The sequence below is a fragment of the Leucobacter manosquensis genome (assembly GCF_018304845.1).
GTDB classification, from domain to species: domain Bacteria; phylum Actinomycetota; class Actinomycetes; order Actinomycetales; family Microbacteriaceae; genus Leucobacter; species Leucobacter alluvii.
Genome location: NZ_JAFEVO010000001.1, coordinates 2,712,084 through 2,727,245, shown reverse-complemented (window position 1 = coordinate 2,727,245; position 15,162 = coordinate 2,712,084). Strand labels below are relative to the sequence as shown.

At 67.0% G+C, this 15,162-nt stretch carries 15 protein-coding genes; 7 read left to right on the top strand and 8 right to left on the bottom strand.

All coding sequences use genetic code 11. The features are described from left to right. Positions 1-256 precede the first annotated feature (256 nt). The 3 genes from JSQ98_RS12760 (at position 257) to JSQ98_RS12750 (ending at position 3,505) form a co-directional block, all read left to right on the top strand. Positions 257-748, top strand: coding sequence for a RidA family protein (locus tag JSQ98_RS12760; protein ID WP_211650013.1), 492 nt, complete (start codon positions 257-259; stop codon positions 746-748). A gap of 98 nt (positions 749-846) precedes the next feature. Continuing rightward, positions 847-2,370, top strand: a complete 1,524-nt coding sequence (locus JSQ98_RS12755) for an aldehyde dehydrogenase (NADP(+)) (protein WP_211650012.1) — start codon at positions 847-849, stop codon at positions 2,368-2,370. A 4-nt stretch (positions 2,371-2,374) separates the two neighbouring features. Continuing rightward, positions 2,375-3,505 (top strand): mannose-1-phosphate guanylyltransferase, encoded by a 1,131-nt coding sequence (locus JSQ98_RS12750; RefSeq protein WP_211650011.1) that lies wholly within the window; start codon positions 2,375-2,377, stop codon positions 3,503-3,505. Between the two features lie 13 nt (positions 3,506-3,518). On the opposite strand, the gene JSQ98_RS12745 is transcribed toward JSQ98_RS12750, so the two are convergent. Together JSQ98_RS12745 and JSQ98_RS12740 are read right to left on the bottom strand one after the other, a co-directional pair. Continuing rightward, positions 3,519-4,259: a PDC sensor domain-containing protein gene (locus JSQ98_RS12745; protein ID WP_211650010.1), complete on the bottom strand. Its 741-nt coding sequence runs from the start codon at positions 4,257-4,259 to the stop codon at positions 3,519-3,521. Between the two features lie 36 nt (positions 4,260-4,295). After that, complete coding sequence (locus tag JSQ98_RS12740; protein WP_090146520.1) at positions 4,296-5,102, bottom strand: GntR family transcriptional regulator; 807 nt, start codon at positions 5,100-5,102, stop codon at positions 4,296-4,298. A 175-nt stretch (positions 5,103-5,277) separates the two neighbouring features. On the opposite strand from JSQ98_RS12740, the gene JSQ98_RS12735 reads away from it, so the two are divergent. The 4 genes from JSQ98_RS12735 to JSQ98_RS12720 all read left to right on the top strand — a co-directional run bounded on the left by JSQ98_RS12735 (position 5,278) and on the right by JSQ98_RS12720 (position 9,366). Next, a complete protein-coding gene (locus JSQ98_RS12735) occupies positions 5,278-6,339 on the top strand; it encodes an ABC transporter ATP-binding protein (RefSeq protein ID WP_200330228.1) in 1,062 nt (353 codons plus the stop codon). 50 nt (positions 6,340-6,389) lie between these two features. After that, on the top strand, positions 6,390-7,565 hold the full coding sequence (locus JSQ98_RS12730) for an extracellular solute-binding protein (protein WP_200330230.1): 1,176 nt from the start codon (positions 6,390-6,392) through the stop codon (positions 7,563-7,565). An 84-nt stretch (positions 7,566-7,649) separates the two neighbouring features. Next, positions 7,650-8,534 carry an ABC transporter permease subunit gene (locus tag JSQ98_RS12725; protein ID WP_090146515.1) on the top strand — a complete coding sequence of 295 codons (885 nt, stop codon included), beginning with the start codon at positions 7,650-7,652 and terminating at the stop codon, positions 8,532-8,534. A gap of 22 nt (positions 8,535-8,556) precedes the next feature. Then, complete coding sequence (locus tag JSQ98_RS12720; RefSeq protein WP_200330232.1) at positions 8,557-9,366, top strand: ABC transporter permease; 810 nt, start codon at positions 8,557-8,559, stop codon at positions 9,364-9,366. A gap of 36 nt (positions 9,367-9,402) precedes the next feature. On the opposite strand, the gene resB is transcribed toward JSQ98_RS12720, so the two are convergent. From resB to JSQ98_RS12690, 6 genes are all read right to left on the bottom strand, one after another. Continuing rightward, positions 9,403-11,070 (bottom strand): cytochrome c biogenesis protein ResB, encoded by a 1,668-nt coding sequence (gene resB, locus JSQ98_RS12715; protein ID WP_211650008.1) that lies wholly within the window; start codon positions 11,068-11,070, stop codon positions 9,403-9,405. After that, the gene (locus tag JSQ98_RS12710) at positions 11,054-11,827 is read right to left on the bottom strand and encodes a cytochrome c biogenesis CcdA family protein (protein ID WP_211650007.1); all 774 of its coding nucleotides are present in this window, start codon (positions 11,825-11,827) and stop codon (positions 11,054-11,056) included. The genes resB and JSQ98_RS12710 overlap by 17 nt, the downstream gene beginning before the upstream one ends. A gap of 2 nt (positions 11,828-11,829) precedes the next feature. Beyond that, entirely contained in the window at positions 11,830-12,456 is a 627-nt protein-coding gene (locus JSQ98_RS12705; RefSeq protein WP_090146505.1) for a TlpA family protein disulfide reductase, read from the bottom strand. Further along, on the bottom strand, positions 12,453-13,097 hold the full coding sequence (locus JSQ98_RS12700; RefSeq protein WP_200330244.1) for a histidine phosphatase family protein: 645 nt from the start codon (positions 13,095-13,097) through the stop codon (positions 12,453-12,455). The genes JSQ98_RS12705 and JSQ98_RS12700 overlap by 4 nt, the downstream gene beginning before the upstream one ends. A gap of 85 nt (positions 13,098-13,182) precedes the next feature. Continuing rightward, entirely contained in the window at positions 13,183-14,109 is a 927-nt protein-coding gene (locus tag JSQ98_RS12695) for a carbohydrate ABC transporter permease (protein WP_090146500.1), read from the bottom strand. Positions 14,110-14,120: 11 nt separating this feature from the next. Further along, entirely contained in the window at positions 14,121-14,987 is an 867-nt protein-coding gene (locus tag JSQ98_RS12690) for a carbohydrate ABC transporter permease (protein WP_346728795.1), read from the bottom strand. Positions 14,988-15,162 lie beyond the last annotated feature (175 nt).

The following is a 15,162-nucleotide window of genomic DNA, read 5'->3' as shown; positions in this document are numbered from 1 at the left end:
TTGAAGCCGTTCAAGATACCTGTCTAACACTCTTTCAGCATCCATTAAGTCCGTGGAGGCATCGACCAGGCAGTGATTGGGAATTTCTGCCGACAATACCAATACCGCATCGCTCCAGCTAAAAACGATACTGGACGCGACACAATGTCCAGGGTTTCACTGGCAGAGGCCGCATGTTCCGCCCCAGCCCGCGCCGACGCGTCGGCGCACCGGACTGCACCACTCCATCCGCTCCCCGAGGAACAGGAGCTCAGTGATGAGCGCATCGCCCACTCACCCCACCACTTCCGAGCAGCGCCTCACCGCCCTCGGGCATCGGCTGCCGCAGGTCGCAGCCGGCTCGTATTCGTACGACCCCGTACTCGTGCGGAACGACATCGCCTACGTGTCGGGTCAGATCCCCAAACGCGATGGCGGGGTCGCATTCACCGGGGCCGTGCGATCGGGAGAGGACGCCGCACGCGGTCGACAGGCTGCGGAACTGTGCGCGCTCAACGCGCTCGCCCAGATCGAGCAGTCCGTCGGACTCGACCGCGTCGCGCAACTGCTGAAGCTGCAGGTGTACGTCGCGAGCGGCGACGACTTCGACGACCAGCCGGCCGTCGCCGAGGGGGCGTCGCAGCTCCTCCGAGCGGTACTCGGTGAAGCCGGCCGTCACGCGCGAACCGCGCTCGGCGTGCCCCGGCTCCCCAAGAACGCCACCGTGGAGATCGATCTCACCGTGGCGCTCCACCCCACCGGTGACTGAGCGCGAGCCCGTCCGTCGGCGCCGGGCGTCCCGCTCAGGCACCGCCGAACCCAGCAGCAGCACCAGCACCACCACTCAGCAGTGAAACGGAGATCATCGTGCACACCTCACCCGAAGCACTCGAACAGATTCTGAGCCGTGCGGCGTCCGCGGCGCCCGTTCTGGCGGCCCTCCCTCCGCGGTCGCGAGCCGCACTCCTCACCGCACTGGGCGATGCGCTCGATGCCGAACGCGATCGTCTCATCACGATCGCCGAATCGGAAACCGGGCTCACCCCTGCTCGCCTCGGCGGAGAAGTCACGCGCACCGCGGTGCAGCTCCGGCTCTTCGCCGACGCCGTCGTCTCCGGTGCGCACCTGGACGCGCGCATCGACGAAGCCGATCCCGAGTTCGTGCTCGGCGCGCGCCCCGACCTGCGTCGCACGCACATTCCCGTTGGGCCGGTCCTCAACTTCTCGGCGTCCAACTTCCCGTTCGCGTTCTCCGTGCTCGGGGGCGATTCAGCGGCGATTCTCGCCGCCGGATGCCCGGTGATCGTCAAAGCTCATTCAGGGCATCCCGAGTTGTCGGAGGCGACGGCAGCGCTCGCCCAGCGCGTCATCGCAGACCGCGGGCTGCCCGCAGGCACGCTCCAGCTCATCCACGGACAGCAGACCGGAGTCGCCGCGCTGCGCGACCCCAGAGTCCGCGCCGGGTCGTTCACGGGTTCGACGCACGGAGGCCGCATCCTCGCCGGCGTCGCGGCGGCGCGCCCCGCGCCGATCCCGTTCTACGGCGAGCTCGGCAGCGTGAACCCGGTCTTCGTCACCTCCGAGGCGCTCGCCTCGCGCGGTCCGGCACTCGCCTCCGAGTATCTTGCGAGCGTGGCGGGATCGGCAGGCCAGTTGTGCACGAAGCCCGGACTCCTGTTCGCCGCAGTCGACGACGCGTTCCTCGAAGCGCTCGCGGCCGCGGGCGCCTCGGAACTCGGCACGAGCGAGCATCGGCTCCTCGGTCCGCGCATCACGGACACCTACCTCGAGGACGTGGATCGCGTGCTCGCGGTCGACGGGGTGCAGCCGGTCGTCATCGGCACGAGCCGCGTGGACGAGGCCGGGAACGGATGGGTCACCCCGACGATCGTGCGGGTCACCCTGGAGACGCTGCGCGCCAACAGCGAGGTCCTCGCAGAGGAGCACTTCGGCCCGTTCTCCGTCATCGTGGAGGTGCCGGCTGGCACGCCGCTCGCTCCGCTCGTCGGCGAGTTCATCACCGGGTCCCTCACCGGCACCGTCCACCTGGGCGAGCACGAGCGAACGGCCGCGGCCGGAGCCGACGCCGCGCTCTCAGACTTGGTCACCGAGCTCTCCAAACATGCGGGCCGGGTGCTCTTCGACGGCTGGCCGACGGGCGTCGCGGTGACGCCCGCTCAGCAGCACGGCGGGCCGTGGCCGGCGACGACGAACGACGCGAGCACCTCGGTCGGCACCGCAGCACTCGGGCGATTCCTCCGCCCGGTCGCCTTCCAGAATGCGCCGAGCGCATACCTGCCCGCTGCGCTGCTCGACGAGAATCCGCTCGGCGTTCCACAGGAGCGCAGTGCCGCAGGCGAGTCGATCTCCTGGGGCCGCGCAGTAGGCTGAGCGCATGACCGAGAGCTCTGCGCGCATCCCAGCCATTGAACGCCTCACGTGCGTGATTCCGGCGGGCGGCGTCGGCTCCAGGCTCTGGCCGCTATCGCGGGCGAACGCCCCCAAGTTCCTGCTCGACCTCACCGGGTCCGGCGACTCACTGCTCCGGGCGACGTGGGATCGGCTCGCCCCGCTCGTGCCGGCGGAGCGCACCATGGTGGTGACCGGCATCTCGCACCGGGATTCCGTCGCCGAGCAGCTGCCCGAACTGCTCGGCGAGAACCTCGTCACCGAGAGCGAGCCGAAGGACTCGTCGTCGGCCATCGGTCTCGCGGCCGCGATCCTGGAACTGCGCGACCCCGACGCGATCCTCGGCTCCTTCGCGGCAGACCACGTGATTCGGGGGGACGTGCTGTTCCAGCGCGCCGTGACCACGGCGGTGCAGGCCGCGGATCAGGGATACATCGCCACGATCGGCATCCACCCCTCGCACCCCGCGACCGGCTTCGGGTACATCTCGACCGGTGACGCGCGTCGCGATCTGGCGCCCTTCGACGTGTACGACGTGACGGAGTTCGTCGAGAAGCCCGACGCCGCGCAGGCGGAGGGATACCTCTCGAACGGCGGATACCTGTGGAACGCCGGAATGTTCATCGCACGCGCGTCGGTGCTGCTCGAGCAGATGGCCCTCCAGCAGCCAGCGCTCGTCGAATCGCTGCGCGAGATCGCTGCCGCATGGGACACGGAGCGCGGCGCCGACGTTCGCGAGCGCCTGTGGCCCACCCTTCCGAAGATCGCAATCGACTACACCGTCGCAGAGCCCGCGGCCTCCGCCGGCAAGATGGTCTGCGTCGCGGCCCACTTCGACTGGGACGACGTGGGCGACTTCGCCTCGGTCGCGAACCTGCTCACCCGGGGTCGCGGCAGTGATCTGGCGGTGCTGGGCGATGGCGCGCAGGTGCTCTCGGATGCGTCGAGCGGCATCGTCGTCTCGGAGAGCAGCCGGCTCGTCGCACTCGTCGGGGTCGAGGATGTCGTCGTGGTGGACACCGCGGATGTGCTGCTCGTGACATCGAAGAGCCGAGCTCAGGATGTGAAGAACCTCGTCAGCCGCATGAAGGTGACGGGCGGAGGGCACCTGCTGTAGCGCGCGTCCCCTCTCAGGAGGTGACGAGGAGCGAGAACGGGTAGCGCTGAGACGAGAGCACCCGCACGTCGACGTTCGAGCGATCCAGCTCGCTCAGCCCGCCCTCGGGGTCCGCTCCCGGGTACCGGTCGCCCGTTTCGAAGTCGGGATCGTTCGACAGCACCACGCGGCCGTTCGCGTTCACGAGCGTGGAGCCCCGATGCCCGTCGAACACCGGGAGCAGCGCGTCCTCGAGCGACGACACGAGGACATCGGCGCAGACGACTCCCCAGAAGTCACCCCCGACGAGCACGGGAACCGCCGACGTGATCGTCACCTCGTTCGAGCACAGGTAGTCGACGAAGGGGCCCGCGACGTGCCGGTCCCCCGTCGCCTCCGGCACCCGGTACCACTCGAGCCGCATGAGGTCGATCGCCGCCTGGCCCGGGCCGAACGTGGACGAGGCGAGCAGCGCGCGCTCGGGCCCCTGCCACCACGCCAGCGGGTTCCCCTCGCTGACGAGCTCTTCACTCGCGCAGAATCCTGCGCCGTAGAGCGGACGCCCCTCGGTGTCGAGCACCTGGTGGGCGCCGGGCTTGGCGATCGCGGCGAGCTGGGCGCCCGTCAGCGGGCCCGCCTCGGATTCGCGGCGCAGGGCCGATGCCAGCGACGGCACCCACCGGTCGAGCGGAGCGAATACTCCATCGAAGAAGTCATCGACGTGGCGCAGGGCCACCCGGAGCGGGGCATCTGCAATATCAGGCGCGGCGGTCACGGCACTCTCTTCCTCTTCTTTGAGGTCGCCGGAGAGTCACCCCTCCCGACGACGCGCTTCCAGTGTGCCACGAAGATCGGCATCGCGCGGCGCCGCGATCAAGTCTGTTCGGAGGCTCACGAGCCAGCGGGTCGAGGCGCGCACCGATGCGCGGATGGCGGATCGCGCAGCGTCGATGTCGCGCGCACGGGTAGCGCGGATCTGCGCGAGCAGCGCACGTTGCGTTGCCAGTCGCGCTCCCTCGTCGAGGTCTTGGAGCGCGAGGAGGGGCGTGAACTCGGTCTGCACGCGCACGTGTTCCTTGGTGAGGCGCACGGACTGGCTGAGCGCCGCGAGCTCCAATTGGATCTCGGTGACGCGGCGTCGCCAGGCGACGCGATCGAGGTCGCGAGCGCGTTCGATCACGGCGGCCACGACGTCGATCTCCTCCGGCGTCGAGCGTTGGCACGCGTATTCGGCGCAGGCGCAGCAGACGGCCTCGTAGTGCACGGCGAGGTCGGCGAGCGCGACGCGCGGCATCGCCTGCAGTGCGCGCGCATTGACCTCCTCGACGGAGCCGTGACTCGGGCGCACGAAGCTGCCGCCGTTGCGACCGCGCCGGGTTTCGATGAGGCCGCGGTGGCGCAATCCGCTCAGCGCTTCGCGAACTGTCACCACGGCGACTCCGAGCAGGGCCGAGAGCTCGGTCTCGCTGGGGAGCCGCTCGCCTTCGGTGAAGGCGCCGACCGAGATCGCCTGGACGATCCTGGATTCGACCAGCTCGATGCGGCCCTCGTCGCCGATCGGCGCGAGCGCTGCCGTGCGGAGCCGGCTCGGGGGCGCGGACGGCATTTGAGCGCTCACCGTTCTCCTCCGATTCTCGCGAACGTACCGAGTGTGTCACGAGCGAACTGAGATTTCGCCGCCGCCACTCCGTGATCAAACCGTGATGCGGAGAACTCCGAGCGCGCTCTAATCCTATAAACCCATATGTTATGTTTCATCTATCGGGCCGACAGCGACGTTGAGGAGCAACCGTATGACACACCACGCCCCCACCCCAGTACCGCAGGGGGACATCGCCGTATCGGTGCGCGGCGTTCGCAAACAGTTCGGCGACCTCGTCGCCGTGAACGACCTTGACATCGAGATCGGCGCCGGCGAGTTCTTCTCGATGCTCGGGCCTTCGGGATCCGGGAAGACGACCGTGCTCCGCATGATCGCCGGCTTCGAGGAGCCCACCGCAGGCTCGATCCTGCTCCACGGAACCGACGTCACGAAGTCGGCGCCGTTCGACCGCGACGTCAACACGGTCTTCCAGGACTACGCGCTCTTCCCGCATCTCACCATCGCCGAGAACGTCGCGTACGGACTCAAAGTCCGCGGCGTCTCCGCCGCCGAGCGCCGTCGTCTCGTGGCGGAGTCGCTCGAGCAAGTGCAGCTCGCGCACGTCGCCGACCGCTCGCCCGCGCAGCTCTCCGGAGGCCAGCGCCAGCGCATCGCCCTCGCTCGCGCCCTCATTCTGCGCCCCAAGGTGCTCCTGCTCGACGAACCCCTCGGCGCCCTCGACAAGCAGCTGCGCGAGCAGATGCAATTCGAACTCAAGCAGATCCAGCGCGAGGTCGGCATCACGTTCGTGTTCGTCACGCACGATCAAGAGGAAGCGCTCACGCTCTCCGACCGAGTCGCCGTGTTCAACAACGGGAAGATCGAGCAGGTCGGCAGTCCGCGCGAGGTGTACGAGTTCCCCCGCACCGAGTTCGTCGCCAGATTCCTCGGCATCACGAACCTCCTCGCGGACGACGCAGCGCAGCGCATCCTCGGCGAACGCACCCCTCACAGCGTGCGCCCCGAGCGCGTGCGGCTCGTCGACCCGACCGCCCCACTCGACCCTGCAGACATCGCGCTCCCCGGCACCATCCTCGAGACCGTCTACGCCGGCGCGCACACGCGCTACCTGGTCGAGACCGCCAGCGGCACCCGCTTCATCTCAGAAGCGCAGAACACGCACACGCCGCGCACCAGCCCGAGCATCTCGCGCGGAGACGCCGTGAGCCTCCGGTTCGCCCGCGATCACGCGGTCGTCGTGCCCAGCGCCTGACCCGCACCCAGACACCCCCGCAATACCCAATCGCCTACGAAGGAGTAACGATGCACAAGAAACTCGCCATCCCGGCGGCGCTCGTCGCGGCCGCCGGACTCGCCCTCTCGGGCTGTTCCAGCAGCGGCGGTGAGTCCGCACCGGGAGAGATCTCGATCGACGTCCCCGACCTCCCCGCGCTCGAGTCGCTCGGAGACATGGAGTCCGAGCTCAACATCGTCGCCTGGTCCGGATTCGTGGAGCCCGCGTGGGCCGACGAATTCACCGCCGAGACCGGGTGCAAGGTCAACCGCAAGGTGGCGGCGACGAGCGACGAGATGGTCCAGCTCATGCGCACCGGTGAGTACGACCTCGTCTCGGCCTCCGGCGACGCGAGTCTGCGACTGATCGTCGACGGCAACGTGCAGCCGCTCAACACGGAGCTGATTCCGAACTTCGGCGACGACATCGTCGAGGGGATGAAGGGCCAGCTCTACGACACCCTCAACGGCAACGTCTACGGCATTCCGATCGGCCGCGGCGCGAACATCCTCGAGTACAACTCGGACGTCGTCACCGAAGAACCGACCAGCTGGGACGTCGTGTGGGAGGAGGACAGCCCGTACGCCGGCAACATCGCCGCCTACGACAGCCCCATCTACATCGCAGATGCGGCGATCTACCTCATGGCGACGCAGCCCGACCTCGGCATCGAGAACCCGTACGCCCTCGACGAAGAGCAGTTGGCGGCAGCGGTCGAGCTGTTGCAGCAGCAGAACACCATGGTCTCCGAGTACTGGTCGCCCGCCACCAACGTGACGTCGTTCACCGGCGGCAACTCGGTCGTCGGCACCTCCTGGGAGGTGCTGCGCAAGGCCACGCAGGATGAGAAGTTCAAGAGCGTGCTCCCCGAGGAGGGCTCGACGGGGTGGTCCGACGCGTGGATGCTCGCGGCCGAATCCGAGAGCCCGAACTGCGCGTACGCGTGGATGGACTACACGAGCAGCCCGGAGGTGAACGGGCAGATCGCGATGAACTTCGGCATGGCGCCCGCCAACGCCGCGTTCTGCGAGACCAGCGACGAAGCCCGCGAGCACTGCGAGTACTTCAATGCGACCGACGAGGAGTACTTCGAGCAGGTGTGGTTCTGGACCACCCCGATCGACCAGTGCCTCGATGGCCGCACCGATGTGCAGTGCACCAACTACCAGGACTGGACCAGCGCCTGGGCAACCGTCAAGGGCTGACCGCCCGACGGCGGGTGACCGGGGCACGCCGCCCCGGTCACCCGCCCCACCCGCCACACCACGACCCGTCAGTGAGGAACCATCGTGTCGAACCAGCCGACCCTCGAGCGCCGCACCAAACCGGTGTCGACAGCGCTCTACCGTCACCCGCGCGGCCGACTCGCATCGCTGCTGACGCTGCCGATGGCGTGGCTGCTCGGCGTGTACATCCTGTCGCTCGTGCTCCTGCTGATGACCGCATTCTGGACGACCGACCCGTTCACCTCGCGGGTGAAGCCGGGGTTCACGCTCGAGAACTTCGAGCAGCTCGTCACCGTTCCGGCCTACCTGTCGACGGCGCTGCGCACACTCGGAATCGCCCTCGCGGTCACCGCGATCTGCGCCGCCGTATCCATTCCGCTCGCCGTGTTCATGGCGAAAGTCGCGGGGCCGAGACTCCGGGCCGCACTCGCCGTGCTCGTCACCCTGCCGCTCTGGGCGGGCTATCTCGTGAAGATCATCGCCATGCGCCTCGTGTGGACCGATGAGGGATTCTTCAACTGGGCGCTATCGCCCTTCGGGATCACGGGCCCCGGCTTCGGCACCCTGACCGTCATCCTGACCCTCGTCTACCTCTGGTTCCCCTATATGGCGATTCCGGTATACGCCGCCGTGTCGCAGATCCCGACCAATCTGTTCGACGCTTCTTCCGACCTGGGCGCAAGCGGCGCCCGCACGATCCGCACCATCGTCGCCCCGCTCCTCCTCCCCGCACTGATCGCCGGTTCCGTATTCACGTTCTCACTGAGCCTCGGCGACTACATCGCGGCGATGTACGTGGGCGGCTCGACGCAGATGATCGGCAGCATCATCGCGCAGAACATCAATCTGAATCCGCCCCTCGCCGCGGCATTCTCCTTCGTGCCGATCGTGCTCGTCATCATCTACCTGAGCGCGGTGCGCCGCACCGGCGCGCTCAACAACCTCTGACCGAGATTCGCAGGAGACCGCCATGCTTCGTCTGAACCGCACCACGCGCGTCGCGCTCGCCGTCATCACGGTGATCGCGCTCGGGTTCATGTACATTCCGCTGTTCGTGATCGTCATGAACTCGTTCAACTCGGGCCGCGTCTCGGGCTGGCCGATCCCCGGCTTCTCGCTGGAGTGGTGGGGCAAGGCCCTCACGAATCCCGCCGTGCACGCCGCCCTGCTGAACTCGGTGATCGTGGCCTCGGTCGCGACGGCGTTCGCCCTGCTGCTCGGCACGCTCGCCGCGTTCGCGCTGCAGCGCTTCAACTTCTTCGGCAAGCACACCGTCAACCTGCTCATCGTGCTGCCGATCACCCTTCCCGGCATCGTCACCGGTGTCGCGCTCTCGAACACGTACTTCCAGGTGCTGAAACCCATGGGCATCAACGTCGGCTACTGGGGCATGATCATCGCTCACGCCACCTTCTGCGTCGTCATGGTCTTCAACAATGTGATCGCCCGCCTGCGCCGCATGCACCCGAACCTCGACGAGGCCTCGATGGATCTCGGAGCCGGCATCGGGCAGACCTTCCGGCTCGTCACGTTCCCGCAGTTCCGCAGCGCGTTCATCGCGGGCGGCCTGCTGGCGTTCGCACTCTCGTTCGACGAGATCGTGGTGACGATCTTCACCGCTCCCCCGGGCGTCGAGACCCTCCCCCTCTGGATCATGAACCAGATGGCGCGGCCCAATGAGGTGAACCAGGTGAACGTGGTGGCGACCGTGATGATCCTCCTCTCACTGATCCCGGTCTACTTCTCGCAGAAGGTCTCGGCGGTCAACGACGCGAAGTAGTTGGCGGCGCCCCGCGCGCGGCACGGGAGGCTCCCGCTAGAGGCGGTCGCGATGCTTGTCGCGCAGCTCCTCGACCGCCCGCTCGAGCGCAGGGTCGTCTCCGCGGGCGAGCGCCGCGTACTGGAGCACCAGGCCGTCTTCGGTGGGAACCGCCTTCACCCACATGCGACGACGCGCGACGAACAGCGACCACACCAGGCCGCCGAGCGCGAGCAAGGCGAACACGAGCACGTAGGTCTGCGCCGGATTGCGCATCACGTCGAACGACGCGTAGCGCGGCACGTCGTCGAGCGTGATCGTGCCCATCCCGTTCGGCAGCTCGGCGGTCGAGCTCGGCACGAGCTCGATCGATTCCGCGTCGATCGCGCGCCCGGTGAGCTGCTCCATGTTCGACGTGTCGAGTGAATACACGGAGCGCGGCACACCGTCGTCGATGCCGAGGTCGCCGACGAACACGTCGAGTGTGAGCACCGGATTCTCGAGGTCGGGGTAATTCGATGTATAGGCGCCCGTGTCGAGATCGGCCTTGGTCGGGTAGAAGAAGCCGCGCAGGCCGACCTGCACCTGATCCCCCGCTGCATCGGTGATGCCGTACGGCACCTTCACGACGCCGAGCGAGGTCATCGTCATGTTGTCCTGCGGAATGAACGGCATCGCCTCGCTGTAGACGACGGTGCCCTCCGCGTTCTTCACGGTGATCCGCGGAGCGTACCCATTGGCGATGAGGTATATCGGGGAGCCGTGCACGCGCAACGGGTGATTCACCTGAATCGTCTCGTCGCTGACACTTCCGTCCTCGGGGTCGATGAGTTCGAGGTTCGCCGTGTAGTCGCGCACCTGACCGATCGCGTGCGTGTTGCCGTCATCGGGCGTGACGTACGTGACGTCGAGCGAGTCGAGCTTCAAGCCGAACGGGTCGAGGCTCGTCGAGTCGAACGCCCGGCCCGTGTTCACCGTGTCGTAGTCGATGAGCTGGTTCACCATCGTCTCCCCTTCGACGAGCACCTTCTGCCCGTTGAAGGTGAAGATCCCACCGACGCCCACGCTGATGAGCACGCCGAGCAGGGAGATATGGAAGAGCAGATTGCCGGTCTCACGCAGGTACCCGCGCTCGGCCGAGACCGACACGGTCTCCACGCCGCGACGCGAGACGCGCTGGATCTCGGTGCGGTAGCGCATCTTCTTCAGGAGGTGAGCGGCCTCCTCGACGGCGCGCTCGGCGAAGGCCGCGCGATCCTCGTCGCTGGCCTCGGGATTCACCAGACGCACCTCGGAGAAACCGGCCATGCGTTCGAGGCGAGCCGGCGTCTTCGGGGGTCGGCCGCGCCACGCCTTCCAATGGTGCGTGATGCGCGGGATGACGCAGCCGATCAACGAGATGAAGAGCAGCAGGTAGATCGCGGAGAACCACACCGATCCGTACACGTCGAACGCCTGGATCGGGAAGGCGTCCAGAATCGGGAAGAGCTTGGGGTGATCGGCCTGGTACTGCACCACGCCGTTCGGGTCGGCGCTGCGCTGCGGCACCAGTGAACCGGGGATCGCCGCGACGGCGAGCAGCAGGAGCAGCACGAGCGCGACGCGCATGCTCGTGAGCTGCCGCCAGAACCACCGCATCCAGCCGGTGAAACCGAGCTCGGGCGATTCGGCGCGAAGCGACCCGCCCGCGCCGGTTCCGTCGTCGTAATCAGAGGGGCGTGACATAGCCGCCAATCACCGCCTGCAGTGCGTACATCATCTTGCTCCAGAGGCCGGTCACCATGAGGAGACCGATGAGGATCAGCAGCCCGCCGCCGATCAGGTTCACGACACGAATATGCCGTTTGAAGAATGTCATGGTCCGCGTGAGCCACCCGAAGCCGAGCGCGGCGAGGATGAAGGGGAGGCCGAGACCGATGCAATAGGCGATCGCCAGCACGACCGATCGAGCCACCGAGCCCTGCTGCAAGCTCAACGTCATGATCACGCCGAGCGTCGGGCCCATGCAGGGCGTCCATCCGACGGCGAACACCGCGCCCAGGAGCGGCGCCCCAGCGAGCCCGAGCTTCGGCTTGATGCGCATCTTCTTCGTCGTCTGCATCCGATTGAAGAGCCCGACGAACACGAGCCCCATCACGATGATCACCGCGCCCATGACTCGAGTGATCACGGACTCCCACTCGAGGAGCCACACTCCGACCGTTCCCGCGGCCGCGAGAAACGCGACGAGCACGACGGTGAAGCCGAGCACGAACAGCACCGAGCCGAGCAGCACCCGACCGCGCGGCGCGCGCGCTCCAGGGACAGACCCGGCAGTCGCCACCCCGCGCTGCGCTCCGTGGGCTGCCGCGGTCGCGCCAACATACGCGAGGTAGCCGGGGACGAGCGGCAGCACGCACGGGGAGAGGAACGAGAGCAGCCCAGCGGCGATTGCGACGAGCGATGCGACGAGCAGTTGTCCGTCGGCGACGATGTGCTCCACCGCTACTGCTCGCCGGCGGTGTCGCTCGATTCGGCGAGCGTCTCGTCGATCAAGGTGCTCAGTTGAGAGGCGCTCGCGAGCTGCCCGAGCACGCGGTGCGCCACTCGGCCCTCGCGATCCAGCACCAGGGTCGTCGGCACCGCGTTGAGCGGCACCTGGCCGGCGAAGGCGCGCTGCACGGACCGGCCGCCCGCGTTGTCCATGATCGACGGGTACTCGATGTCGAACTCCTGCGAGAACTGCTGCGCCTGAGCCACCTGATCGCGCGTGTTCACACCGACGAACTGCACGCCAGCATCCGAGTACTCATCGAATGCGGTGACCAGATCGGGGGCCTCGACGCGGCACGGAGCGCACCCGGCGTACCAGAAGTTCACGACCGTCACCTCGCCGGCCGTGTCATCGGAGCCGAACGTCTCGCCGCTCTCGTCCACACCGGAGAACTCGACAGGATCGGTGCGCTCCGACACCGGGATGCTCAGCGCGGAGCCGTCTCCGGAGACGTAGCCCTTGTCGCTCCCTTCCTGGTACTGCGAGGCGAGGTCGGCGCCCTCGCTGCTGCAGCCGACCAGCACGAGTGCGGCCGAGAGCGTCAGGGTAACAGCGGTTGCGGTGCGTCGCAGGCTCATACGGCTCCTACATCTACGGCGTCGTCGATCAGACCGGCGGCGGGGGTACGGTAGTCGACCTCGAACCAGCGCTCGCCGCGCTTCTCGAAGGTGGTGATGCTCGACAGGTCGCAACGTCGCGATGATGGATTATGGAACAGGGGTTTTCCGGTGATGTCGAGGTGCGCCATCCAGATCGGCGACTGGTGCGACACCATCACGATGTCGCCATCGCGCGTCGAATCCCAGGCGTCGTTCATCGCCGAGCGCACGCGATCCGCGATCTGCCGGTACGGCTCGCCCCAACTCGGACGGAACGGATTGAGGTAGCGATACCAGTACTGCGGCTTCGTGAAGGCGCGGTCGGCGCCGGAGCTGACCATGCCCTCGAACGCATTGGTCGGCTCGATGATGCGTTCCTCGGTCGCGATCTCGAGGCTCAGCGCGCTTGCGATCGGACGCGCCGACTGCTGCGCGCGCTCCAGCGGCGAAGCGAAGAGCTTGGTGACGACCCGGTCGCTGCCCGCCAACTCGAGTGCTGCGGCCTCCGCCATCTGATGACCGCGTTCTGACAGGCGGAAACCCGGAAGGCGGCCGTACAGCACGCGATCCGGGTTGTGCACCTCGCCATGGCGCACCAAATGCAGCAGTTTGTCGCTCACGTCTCCATTGTACGTTCGGGGTGTCTGGGAGTTCGGGGCCGAGCGCGGGCGCGTGTGGACGTGGACGCGCCCGCGCACGGACCGGCTACTTCAATCCAGAGCGCACGAAGGCGTCGACGACGTAGCGCTGGAGGAAGAGATAGATCATGAAGATCGGCAGGCACGCCATCGCGCTCGCGGCCATGACCGCTCCCCAGTTGTTGCCTTCGGCCCCGAGGAACCCGCGAATGCCCACCTGGATCAGGTCGTTCGACTGCTGCATGATCAGCGAGGGCCACAGGTACTCGTTCCACGCATTGATGAACAGCATGATCGCAAGCGCGGCGAGCGCAGGACGCAGGTTCGGCACGACAACCTCCCAGAGCGTCCGCCAGGGGCCGCGACCGTCCATGTCGGCCGCATCGAGCAGCTCGCGCGGAAAGGACTCGAGGTGCTGGCGCAGCAGCATGACCGCGAACGCCGCTGCGAGTTGGGGCACCATGACGCCGACGATCGTATTCAGAAGACCGAGCTGGGAGATCAGTACGTAGTTCGGAATCATCGTGACCTGAAACGGTACGAGCCACGAGCCCACGAAGAGCAGGAAGAGGATCTTCTGCCCGCGGAAGCTCCAGCGAGCGAACCCGTAGGCGGCGAGGATCGCGATGAGCAGCTGCCCGACTGCGAGGAGCAGCGCCATGCCGAACGTGTTGCCCAGCATCCCGAGAATCGGGATGGTCTGCTGCACGTACTCGAAGTTCTCCAGACTGAAGGGCCCTGGTAGCGGGTTCGTCGAAAGCATCTGATCGGCAGGCCTGAATGCGGTGACGAACATCCAGTAGATCGGGAAGATCGACACGATTGCGAGCACCGTGAGGATGACGTAGGCAGGGATACTCCCGATGCGGCGGCGCGATCGGGATCGTGCACCTGCACGAGTCGCGGAGTCGCGGGCGGAGCCACGGGACCTGCGAGCCGCGAAGGGCGTTTCGTCGACCTCGGCATGCTGCGGGGCGACCAGGGAGAAGCTCATGCGATGGATCCTTAATTGTCGTGGAAGCTCAAGCGCTCGGACAGCTCGACGAAGAGGAGCGCGATGAGTCCGAACCCGATGAAGAAGACGGTGCCGGCGGCGGCGGAGAGGCCGGCGTCGAAGTTTCGGAAGCCGAACTGGTACAGGAGGTAGTAGATGTTCGTCGAGGATCCTGCCGGCCCGCCCTGCGTCGCGAGATCGATGATCGGAAACGTCCACTGCGCGGACAGCAGGATGGTCATGAGGCCGAGGAAGACGAGCGACGGCGAGAGCAGTGGAAGCGTGATCCTGCGGGTGATCTGCCCAGCACGCGCCCCATCGGTCGCGGCGGCATGGCCGTAGTCAGGGCTGATTCCCGCGAGCCCGGCCGAGACGACGAGCATGCCGAATCCGAGCATTTGCCACCCCACGATCACAACGACCGCCCAGAGCGACGAGTCGGGCTCGCGGAAGACGTTGCCCATGTCGAAACCGAGCGAACGCGCGATGGCCGGGATCGTGCCGCCTTCCGGGGCGAACATCCATCGCCAGATCGCGCTTGTGGCGACGGGTGTCACGAGGAACGGCACGAAGATCAGTGCTTGGTAGACCGTCTTGGCCCGCCCATCGACTCTCCGAGCGATGAGCGCGAAGACGACGGGAAGCGCCACCGAGATCACGAGGAACGCCAGGGTGTAGACGAGGGTGTTCCACAGCGCCTGATGCAGCTCGGGCAGTGAGAGCACTGTGGTGTAGTTCTCGAACCCGACGGGAGTCTTCGGCACCGTCGGAATCAGGTTCCAGTCGTAGAACGACAGCTCGAACGTCTGCATGAGCGGGGCATACGTCCAGATGATCAGCAGCAACGTGGCCGGCAGCACGTACAGATACGGAGCCACCTCGAATCGTCGGCGGCGAGCGCGTTTCGCCGGCATGGGCGCTGAATCGCGGGGCGCGTGTGCGGGCGAACCAGCGATGGCGGTCTCGACTGCTGCCGGGAGCACCTGCGGAGGGGGGACCTGGATGAACAACGGGAATCCGTTTCTCTCTATGGGCGGTGCAACGGTGACGGGG

What these genes read in the sequence shown, in the direction of transcription:
- JSQ98_RS12760 (WP_211650013.1), top strand. Translation starts at nt 257, where the DNA reads ATGAGCGCATCGCCCACTCACCCCACCACTTCCGAGCAGCGCCTCACC.
- JSQ98_RS12750 (WP_211650011.1), top strand. Translation starts at nt 2,375, where the DNA reads ATGACCGAGAGCTCTGCGCGCATCCCAGCCATTGAACGCCTCACGTGC.
- JSQ98_RS12735 (WP_200330228.1), top strand. Translation starts at nt 5,278, where the DNA reads ATGACACACCACGCCCCCACCCCAGTACCGCAGGGGGACATCGCCGTA.
- JSQ98_RS12730 (WP_200330230.1), top strand. Translation starts at nt 6,390, where the DNA reads ATGCACAAGAAACTCGCCATCCCGGCGGCGCTCGTCGCGGCCGCCGGA.
- JSQ98_RS12720 (WP_200330232.1), top strand. Translation starts at nt 8,557, where the DNA reads ATGCTTCGTCTGAACCGCACCACGCGCGTCGCGCTCGCCGTCATCACG.
- resB (WP_211650008.1), bottom strand. Translation starts at nt 11,070, where the DNA reads ATGTCACGCCCCTCTGATTACGACGACGGAACCGGCGCGGGCGGGTCG.
- JSQ98_RS12705 (WP_090146505.1), bottom strand. Translation starts at nt 12,456, where the DNA reads ATGAGCCTGCGACGCACCGCAACCGCTGTTACCCTGACGCTCTCGGCC.
- JSQ98_RS12695 (WP_090146500.1), bottom strand. Translation starts at nt 14,109, where the DNA reads ATGAGCTTCTCCCTGGTCGCCCCGCAGCATGCCGAGGTCGACGAAACG.